Genomic DNA, 8,680 nt, shown 5'->3' on the forward strand with positions numbered 1-8,680 from the left:
GACGAATCTCCTGAGTGGATGCACGTGATTCCGCCATAATAAAGATATTCTCGTTGCGCAAAATATCCGTAGCAGGTAATTGATCGGGGATCTTGATCGGCACAGCTTTCTCCCTAAGCTTGTCTTTCTGGACGTCTATACTTCCAAAGTTAACCTAATCAATTTGAGATGTCGATAGCCAATTGACGCATTTTTCCTTAATATCGCCTCTTGATCTTAAGTCTGGACAGCAAATGGCACCAACACTGACATTAATTCGTGGGCTTCCAGGGTCGGGGAAATCGACCTTAGCAAAAACCATGAATGCCCATCATTTCGAAGCCGACATGTATTTCCTCAATGACGAAGGGGAGTATCACTATGATGCTGATCATATTGCGCGAGCTCACCATTGGTGCCAGGCCCAAACCAAACGTTGTCTAGCTGCCGGTCAGGATGTTGTGGTCGCCAATACATTTATCCGGCGCTGGGAAATGCGGGTCTATCAGAAAATGGCGCAAGTTTATGGTGCGCGTCTGGAAGTGATCGAGTGTGATGGCGAATATCAGAATATCCACGGTGTTGATGAACACACTATTAAAGAAATGCGAAAAAGGTGGCAGGCGTGGCAAAGCGATCCCCGATAATTGAAATGACGTCTTACGGAATTTATTCCACATGGGATTCAAAATCTAAGCACCTTCCTAAAATTCAAGAGTTTACGACGCACGTACCAGCAGACATTGATGTCGAGTTCGGGTTTATCGTCAACATCAAAAAAGCCAAAGGGGCCGTCATTCATTACTGTATTGACCACCCGGGTATTTTGAGTAAGAAAGGGGATCCGCTGGCGCCTTTTGAGGGTGAAGAGCATGTCGGCAGCAACGACTGGGACTTCTATCTTGGCGATACTATTTGGGCTCCAGTGAATGACAAACTGGGCCAATGGCAAATGCGTATTGAACTTAACGGTAGAACCATCGCTGAGAAAACGTTCCATCTGGTAGCGAGAGACGAAGGCCAGTTCTGGAAAAAACGCGGCTTTTGATCGGACAGCTCGGATTCACGTGCGTTGATCGATATCCGTAATACAGGCCGATAGTTCGGGCGCCGCTATTGGTTTGGCAAAGTAAAAGCCCTGTAGGAAGTGCACCTTCTGCGCTTTGAGGTAATCGGCCTGCGCTTGCGTTTCTATTCCTTCGGCAATCAGCCGTACCCCCAGTTTGTGCCCCAAATCAATGATGGTGGTCAGCACCATGGCGTTGACGGTATCAATGCCAATTGTGTCAATAAAACACTTGTCGATTTTCAGAAAACTGAAACGTATGTCTTTCAGCACTGACAGGGAGGTGTGCCCGGTACCAAAGTCATCAATTGCAATGGACAAACCTTGGTGGTGAAGGTTATTTACTTCGTTCCGGCTGAGCTCATCGAGCATCTGACGTTCGGTAATTTCAACACAAAGCTCGTATCCCTGCTGCTTGAACTCGCTGTTGTAATAAATCAGAGCATCAATATTATCCGGGTTATGCAGGTAAGACGGCGGAATATTGATCGCCACCTGAATGCCTTTGCTCAGCGGTAACTCGGTCAATTCAGTTAACGCACGTTCAAGAGCGAAATCAGTGATCTCATCCACCAGGTTATGGTATTCAGCAATGGAGATAAAGGTGTCCGGGCCGATCAACCCGAGAGTAGGATGTTTCCAGCGGACGAGGGCTTCCAGCTTGGTCACTTTATTCTGGCTGGCGTCGATGATCGGTTGATACACCAGAAACAACTCGCTACGTTTTAATCCCTTTTTCAAATCATCCAGCAGAGATTCACGATTACGCAGATAGCGTGTGGTGACGAGAAACAGAGCAGAGATCATCAGAGAGACCGGGATACCACTGGCGATAAAGTAGAGGAGCTCCCGGAGAATGAATTCGCGCTTGGCTTCAACCAGCAATGAGTAATCATATTGCTTTGAAGGATATATCAGGTGCAGTGACTCTGAATGAAACGACTGTCCGGCGGGGTAGGTACGTTCCCCAAAACGCGCCCGAATATAACTGAGTTTGTCATTTTCTACCCGACCGATGCGATCGACTAAGTAGCCGCGCTCAACGATGGAAAAAGCGCCGGAGAACTTATCGCCGGGCAGTGTATCAACCACGATCAAAGTACGCTGCGCCGGGTCTTTACTCAGGTCAATTAGATACTCGCCAGAGGTGACGCCGTCACGATGAATGAAGTCGGTGAGGTTATGATCGATTTCTCCCCGTTTTGATGAGCAGACTGCCACCCCGTTTTTTACGATGATCAACTCACGCAGTATGCTCTCAAACAACAGTTCTTCCCGAATCGCTTCGCAGCGGTCAGCGTGCTGTATGGCCCGACGGTTTTCATCTCTCAGTTCAGTAATGACTTCGTCAATCCTGTGAGTGTATGCGTCAGCAATTGTACGCAAATCACGTTGCACGCCAGAGACCGCCAGATAGACCGCTGTTGGGATAACAATCAGCAGAGGGACTAAGATGATCGCCAGAAACGAACGTATCTTAATTTCAGGTTTGCGGTGGGTGTTAGGTTGCATATGGGCGCGCGTGTTGGATTGGATGTCGATATCTTATAGGTTCATCTGCCATCTTAAACCACAATCGGGCCTCAATAGAGACCCGATTCTCAGATATGACTCAAAACTCACCGAACGATGAGTAGGGTCTGACATTGTTGTGTCAACAGACCCATTGTTTTTGACTCTTTCGATAACTGATCAGCGCAATGGCGCCCCACGCAAGTGTCAGCGCCCACAGTTGTGTGTATTCACTGGCAACCTGATGCCAACTCGCGCCCATCTGGTTAAGTTTGAGGTAACCCTGAATCGCGACGGTACTTGGAAACAGGTGCGATACCCAGACAATCGGAGCCGGAATCGCTTCAACCGGCCAGATAAACCCAGCGGCAAACACCAGTGGCATTGAACTGATCAGGACGACCACAGTCACCAGTTCGCGCCGAGGTGTCACTGCGCCGAGCCAGATACCGATAAAGATGGTCGATAACAAGAAGGGCAGCAGCAGAGCCAGCAGTTGGCTGGCTTGAGCAAGTTGGCTGATACCGTGCATCGTAAAGCTGGCACCAAAATAATACATGCTCATGACGTAGTAGATGATGGTCAGCACTAAGGTTCTGGCGGTGATCAACATGGGGGCAGACACCCGGTTCCAGTATCCGTGACCGTATTTCTGTGTTCCCCCCATCAGGCCAGAAGCCATGGCCAGAGTTTGTTGTAGGATCAGGACAAACACCGCGGGCACCACGTAATCCACATAACCGCCGCGTGGGTTAAAAGTTGGCTTCATGTTGAGCTTGACCGGTGCATACTGTTGACTGGCCAGCGACAACGCCTCGCCCTCTAATACCAGCCTCGACACCTTAGCCTGTGCAGACAGGGTGCCGCCAGCTTCGGCCAGACCCTCGACGATGGTGCCATACACCAGAAAGTAGGACGCATCACCGGCGTAGGCGAGCGTTGGGCTGATTCCAAGCAGCAGATCGCGATAAAAATGTTCCGGTATCACCAATATACCGCTGACCTTGCCTTCTAGAAACGCTTGTTTGGCGCTAGCGATGGAGTCATCACGCTGGACAACCTCAACTTGTGATGTGGCGTCTACCATGCGTTCTAGTTGGTAGCTGGTCTGACTCTTATCCAGGTTAACGATACTGATCCGTTGTTGCTGAGGTACCTGTTTGGCATAGGGAAGTGGATAGAGAAACGAATAAAAGACCAGCCCGCCAAATATCGTCAGAACGACGGCAGGGTTCGTAAACAAAGCTTTGCATTCGGCTTTCACCAGTTCAAAGAAACTCATACAGACACTTCCTCCTGGCGCGCTTTCGCGAGATGTTTGCGAACGAACAGCAAAGTCAGCCCGAGCGGTACGACGTATCCCGCCATAGGCAATAGATGGTACAGAGACGTAAGTACGTCGGCGCCATAACTCACCTGTGCTACTTGAACTTCAATATAGTGACTGATGGGCAGCAGACTGCGCCAGAACTGAGCGAGGCTGTTCATGTCGGTTGCCGGAAAGGTAATACCCATAAATGCCAGGCTGGGAGCGGTAAACGCGCCGCCAAGACTCAGTGCCCGGGCAGCGTCCAGCGTCATGAAGAAAAAGAAGCTTCCCATGATCATACAAGCTATCACGGTCACAAGCTGTGCCAGAATCAAGGCACTCAGGCTGCCATGCATCGGCCATTCAATCAGTTGATAGAACCAGATGAGAAAAGCCACGCCTTGAGCCAGAAAGAGCGGGACATAGCCGGCCAGAGTTCTGGCGATAGTCGCAAGCGGCCGTTCACTCAGCCACGTGGTCAGGGCGACCGCACGCTGATTGGCAGCAAGGATCAGTATGGTGCTGGCCACCATACTGATTTGCCACAACGCGGGCACAATGGCGCTGATCAGAAACTGGGCATAGTTCGAGTTTTTATTGAACAGGGCAGTGATCTGAGTACGCACCGGCAATGCCTGACCCATTGCACTGAGTGTGGTGGTGTTGCCTTTAGCCAGATTGCGCATCACATCAACTTTGGCGTTGAAGGTGCCCTGAGCGGCAGCAACCGAGGATTTGATCAGCTTACCGACTAAGATGAACTGGCTGTTATAAAAAACAGAAACCTTGGGTGGCATGCCGCGGTATATGTCTTTGTCAAAATTGGTCGGGATGATGACGTAAGCGTACACATCGCCCTGAATTAAGGCCTGACGTGCCTGAGCGACATCCTGAAACTGATAATCAACGCTCATGGCAGACGTCGCGTCATAGTCTCGACTGAGTGTACGGGACAGTGAGCTGTGTGAAAGGTCAACCACACCAATCGGCAAATCTCGGGCAATGCCATGAGAGAAAATCCACCATAGCATGATTGCCAGCATAACCGGCACCCAGGTCAGGCAAGAGAGTAGCCATTTATCCCGTCTGAGCAGTTGCCGTTGAGAGGGAATGTGTAGATTCATCTTACAGATTTACCACGACACTCATGCCCATGCGCAGATTTTTCACTGGCGTGATCGGCCGGGCTTCTACTTCAAAAGTACGCAGGTCAAAACCCTGGGAAGCGTCGGTGGAACGCCAGGTTGCAAAGTCGCCCATCGCGGCAATGTGGCTGACCTTAAAGGTGAGTTCTTTATCCAGCGCCGGCAAATAAGCGGTGAATTCAGCGCCTTTTTCAAAATGCTTCAGTTGATCTTCTCGCACATTCAACACGGCCCATGAATCTTGTGTATCAATAACCGTCACTACAGGGAATCCCTGTGGTGCAAGTTCGCCACTACGCAGCAAAACTTGCGATACCTCACCATCAAACCAACTGGCAATTTTGGTGTCTTCAGCAATGGCCTGTACTTCAGCCACGGCGCCAGCAGCGGCTTTGGCTTTTTCGGCGGCAGCAGTTTTGATCTCTTCTCGCGCGCCTTCTTTAGCCAGATTGTACATTTGCAGCGCAGCACTCTCTGTGTATTTGGCTGCTTGCCACTGCGTGAGGGCCTCATCGCGTTTTTGTTCCGCCACGACGCCTTCTTTATACAAGTTGTTGATTCGCAGGTAGGTCTTCTCAGCCAGCAGCGCCGCGGCTTTGGCTTTTTGCCACTGATCCTGCGCGGCACGAATCTGTTGTTCGCGCGTGCCGTTTTCTGCTTCTTCCGCCAGAGCGCCAGCGGCTCTCTGGCCCGCCACGGCTTGTTCGAGCTTGGCTTCAATCTCTGGGCTGTGAATGGTGAAGATCAACTGACCTTGTTTAATCTCATCTCCTTTGCGAACCAGAACCTGATCAATACGGCCAGCAACTTTGGAGGAAATGCTGTACTGCTGCGATTCAATTTGTCCCTGAAGGCGTACAGGCTCGGGTTGGTACGCCTGATAAAAACTGTAGCCAATCCACGCAGTCAGAGCGATGGCGGAGACGGCAATAATAGTCGGTTTTACGAGTTTCATTTTCCACCTATTGATTCATTTGACTTGGCTGAATTGCGGATTGTTGGTAATGGTCGAACGCGTTCATTTCGCTTGATAACGCCAGCAACCGGGTAAGGGATAACAAATAATTGAAGCTGGCGGCAGACTGCTGAGTTCGTACACTCGCAAGGTATAGCTCGGCGTCGACCACATCGAGTGAGGTCGACAACCCTTGTGAGAAAGCTTTCTGGCGCAGTTTGAGGTTTTCCTGAGCCAGTTGGATACTGGAGTTCAGACCTTTGACTTCTTCTTGAGCTTGTTCAGCCTCCAGGTACGTTTTTTTCACCAACACTTTAAGATCCTGCTGAGCCTGAGCTTTAAGGTAGCGAACCTGAGAGACCGCATTATTAGCCGCTTTTACTTGTTCACTCCGGCCAGACGATTCAATCAGAGGAATACTGACACCAACACCGACCAGCCAATCGGGTTTTAATTGACTGGCAAGCGAGTCATCTTCATATAAGTTGTAATCACCGTACAGGTAGACCTCAGGGTAGTACTTCCCTTTTTCCGCTTTTATCAGGCTGCTGGCTTGCTTCCCTTTGGCATCCAGTAAGGAAAGCCCCGGGTAGGTATTTAAGGTTTGATCCACAAATGCGTTCAGTGGCGGTAAGTTGTCGTTGATAAACAATGCGCCACTTGGCTCGACGATGTCGTCCTGATTGAGGATTTGAGTTAGCGCTGCCTGGGCGATATCGAGGTTTTTTTGTGCCTTTTTGCGCTCTACCGTCGCTTTGTCTAACGAGGCTTCAGCTTGAAGTCTTTCAACGTGAGCGATTTGGCCTTGTTGTTCCAGTTTAAGCGCATTGTCTCTGTGTCGCGTCAGCCCTTTCTCTACAGCTAAACGTGTGTCGAGCACATCTTTGGCCAGCAGAACGCTAAAATAGTATTTGCTCAGGTCTTCATAGCGGGCCTGAGTTTCCATCTTCAGTTCACTTTGTGCTTCTTCTTTCCGACCTTCTGCAGCAGATTGCGCGGCTGAGATGCGTCCACCCGTAAAAATTGGCCAGATCGCTCGGATAGAAGAGGTGAAAATCTCTCGTTCAGTGATCGTCGATGTGACGGACCCTAAGTCCGATAGGATAGGGCCTAATATGGGGGCCAGCGTCGGCGGCACATTAATTCTCTCACCTGTGCTGTCAAACAACTGTTTGCCAGAGACTTTAATGTCATCATCAAGTACCGTGTAGTTCGCACCCAACGTGATTTGAGGTAGATTCAGGTTTCCGGTTGCGTTTTGTAGATTCTGGTAGCGCTCAACATTGGAGCGCTGCGCGGCAAGCGAATTGTTTTCCTGCTGAAGAAGTTGCCAAGCCTGATCAAAGCTGATGGCCGCGGCAAACGCAGACGAACTGGCCAGCCACAAGCCTCCGGCGAGCACTGCTAATGGACGAATTTTCATAAAAACCGTTCTGACTCAATATGATTTTTTAGAGTCTATACTCTAAGATTTTATTCAACAACGATTTTATAATTTAATCCTTAGGTAAGTCTAGGGTTGATTTGAGTATGTAAATTCAATTTAAAATCAATGCGTTATGTTGACAAAGGCCAGGTTTGGCTAGGTAGGCCTAATTATTATGTTTTTGGATCCGCTTTATTATTGCCCCTATATACATAAACTTCTTTATCAAGCACCCACTGGAATGTTGTTTTTATATCGACCGTACGTTCAAGTACATATCCGTGGCTCAGTAAGTTTTCGACGATCAATGGTTTGCCAATTATGGCTATCACGACTCCGAATAGAGCCGTGTAGATAGGTATGTAGGTGCCTATGATTTTTTTAGTTTTACTAGATAAGTTGATTTTCTTCCTAATTGGAAGGCTAATTAATCCCAATAGTGCAAGTAGCCATATTGAGGTGAGCAAGGGAAGCACGCCGAAAATATAGCTAACTTCGACTTCATTTTTTGTCAAAAAGACACTCGCGTATAGACTTTCAGCCATTTCATACATTCCAAAAGGAATGATGGTCACTATGACTGCAGAACCAATAACAAACAGTATTTTGTCAACCATTAATTAATCATGGCTTCGTCTACTTTTACTCGTTGTGTTTTTGCTTGAGCTTCGCCAATTCTTGGCATTCATCTGCTGCTGTTGCGTAGGTTGCACTAGAGTCGCGGCGTGATGAGCGGGAAAGGTCTTCACACTCACCCATGTGCTTTACTTTCCAATTGATACTTCAAAGCGCCAGCTAATGCTGGTGATAATACAGCTGCATTAATTAGTATAGAACTTACATAAAGACGGTTGAAATGAGATTGACGCCAACTGCCTTTCGTCACGATCGACATGGACAATGCAGAGATGCCAAGAAAAAACACACCAAACATAGCCCACAGTGAGATGAATCCGCGTATCACTACATAGTTTGCATCTTCGTCAAACAACGTACTAAAGTTCTTAACAAGAAAAATAGTGGAGATAACGATGATGCCTACAGAGAGAAAAAATCGGAGTATGCGAATAAAACTGGTCATTGAGCTAACCTTTCAAATTGCTTAGTTGCTTTAGTAAGCTGTGGCAATTTGTCAAAGACCTGTACTTTTCTTTTCAAGCACGTAGATATCAGTATCTGGTCGCCAAGGAGCAGAAGCTCTAATTGTCTCTTTCAATTGATATCCGTGGTCAATTAAATAATTAACCATCGCTGGTTTTAAGTAGTACCCCATGAGTACGGAGCTTAT

The 8,680-nt window shown here is 48.4% G+C and carries 10 protein-coding genes; 2 read left to right on the top strand and 8 right to left on the bottom strand.

The window, feature by feature from the left end; all coding sequences use genetic code 11:
• Positions 1-103 (bottom strand): homoserine O-acetyltransferase/O-succinyltransferase family protein (locus CAG65_RS06235; RefSeq protein ID WP_337247544.1); only part of this gene is annotated, 103 nt, incomplete at its 3' end.
• 130 nt (positions 104-233) lie between these two features.
• Between CAG65_RS06235 and CAG65_RS06240 the strand changes: the two genes are divergently transcribed.
• Both CAG65_RS06240 and CAG65_RS06245 read left to right on the top strand, forming a co-directional pair.
• Complete coding sequence (locus tag CAG65_RS06240) at positions 234-626, top strand: AAA family ATPase (RefSeq protein WP_021705548.1); 393 nt, start codon at positions 234-236, stop codon at positions 624-626.
• A complete protein-coding gene (locus CAG65_RS06245) occupies positions 605-1,027 on the top strand; it encodes a DUF3859 domain-containing protein (RefSeq protein ID WP_040902628.1) in 423 nt (140 codons plus the stop codon). The genes CAG65_RS06240 and CAG65_RS06245 overlap by 22 nt, the downstream gene beginning before the upstream one ends.
• Before the next feature lie 15 nt (positions 1,028-1,042).
• Here CAG65_RS06245 and CAG65_RS06250 read toward each other — a convergent pair whose 3' ends face one another.
• The 7 genes from CAG65_RS06250 to CAG65_RS06280 all read right to left on the bottom strand — a co-directional run bounded on the left by CAG65_RS06250 (position 1,043) and on the right by CAG65_RS06280 (position 8,473).
• Positions 1,043-2,557, bottom strand: coding sequence for an EAL domain-containing protein (locus CAG65_RS06250; protein ID WP_021705550.1), 1,515 nt, complete (start codon positions 2,555-2,557; stop codon positions 1,043-1,045).
• Between the two features lie 142 nt (positions 2,558-2,699).
• Entirely contained in the window at positions 2,700-3,839 is a 1,140-nt protein-coding gene (locus CAG65_RS06255) for an ABC transporter permease (protein ID WP_161452880.1), read from the bottom strand.
• Complete coding sequence (locus CAG65_RS06260) at positions 3,836-4,990, bottom strand: ABC transporter permease (protein WP_161452882.1); 1,155 nt, start codon at positions 4,988-4,990, stop codon at positions 3,836-3,838. Before CAG65_RS06260 ends, CAG65_RS06255 begins: the two co-directional genes overlap by 4 nt.
• A 1-nt stretch (position 4,991) precedes the next feature.
• Complete coding sequence (locus CAG65_RS06265) at positions 4,992-5,966, bottom strand: HlyD family secretion protein (protein WP_161452885.1); 975 nt, start codon at positions 5,964-5,966, stop codon at positions 4,992-4,994.
• Positions 5,967-5,973: 7 nt separating this feature from the next.
• On the bottom strand, positions 5,974-7,389 hold the full coding sequence (locus CAG65_RS06270) for a TolC family protein (RefSeq protein WP_161452887.1): 1,416 nt from the start codon (positions 7,387-7,389) through the stop codon (positions 5,974-5,976).
• 176 nt (positions 7,390-7,565) lie between these two features.
• Complete coding sequence (locus CAG65_RS06275) at positions 7,566-8,009, bottom strand: hypothetical protein (RefSeq protein ID WP_021705555.1); 444 nt, start codon at positions 8,007-8,009, stop codon at positions 7,566-7,568.
• A 134-nt stretch (positions 8,010-8,143) separates the two neighbouring features.
• Positions 8,144-8,473 carry a hypothetical protein gene (locus tag CAG65_RS06280; RefSeq protein WP_161452889.1) on the bottom strand — a complete coding sequence of 110 codons (330 nt, stop codon included), beginning with the start codon at positions 8,471-8,473 and terminating at the stop codon, positions 8,144-8,146.
• Positions 8,474-8,680 lie beyond the last annotated feature (207 nt).

The organism is Vibrio sp. V39_P1S14PM300, from assembly GCF_009904765.1.
GTDB lineage: Bacteria > Pseudomonadota > Gammaproteobacteria > Enterobacterales > Vibrionaceae > Vibrio > Vibrio proteolyticus.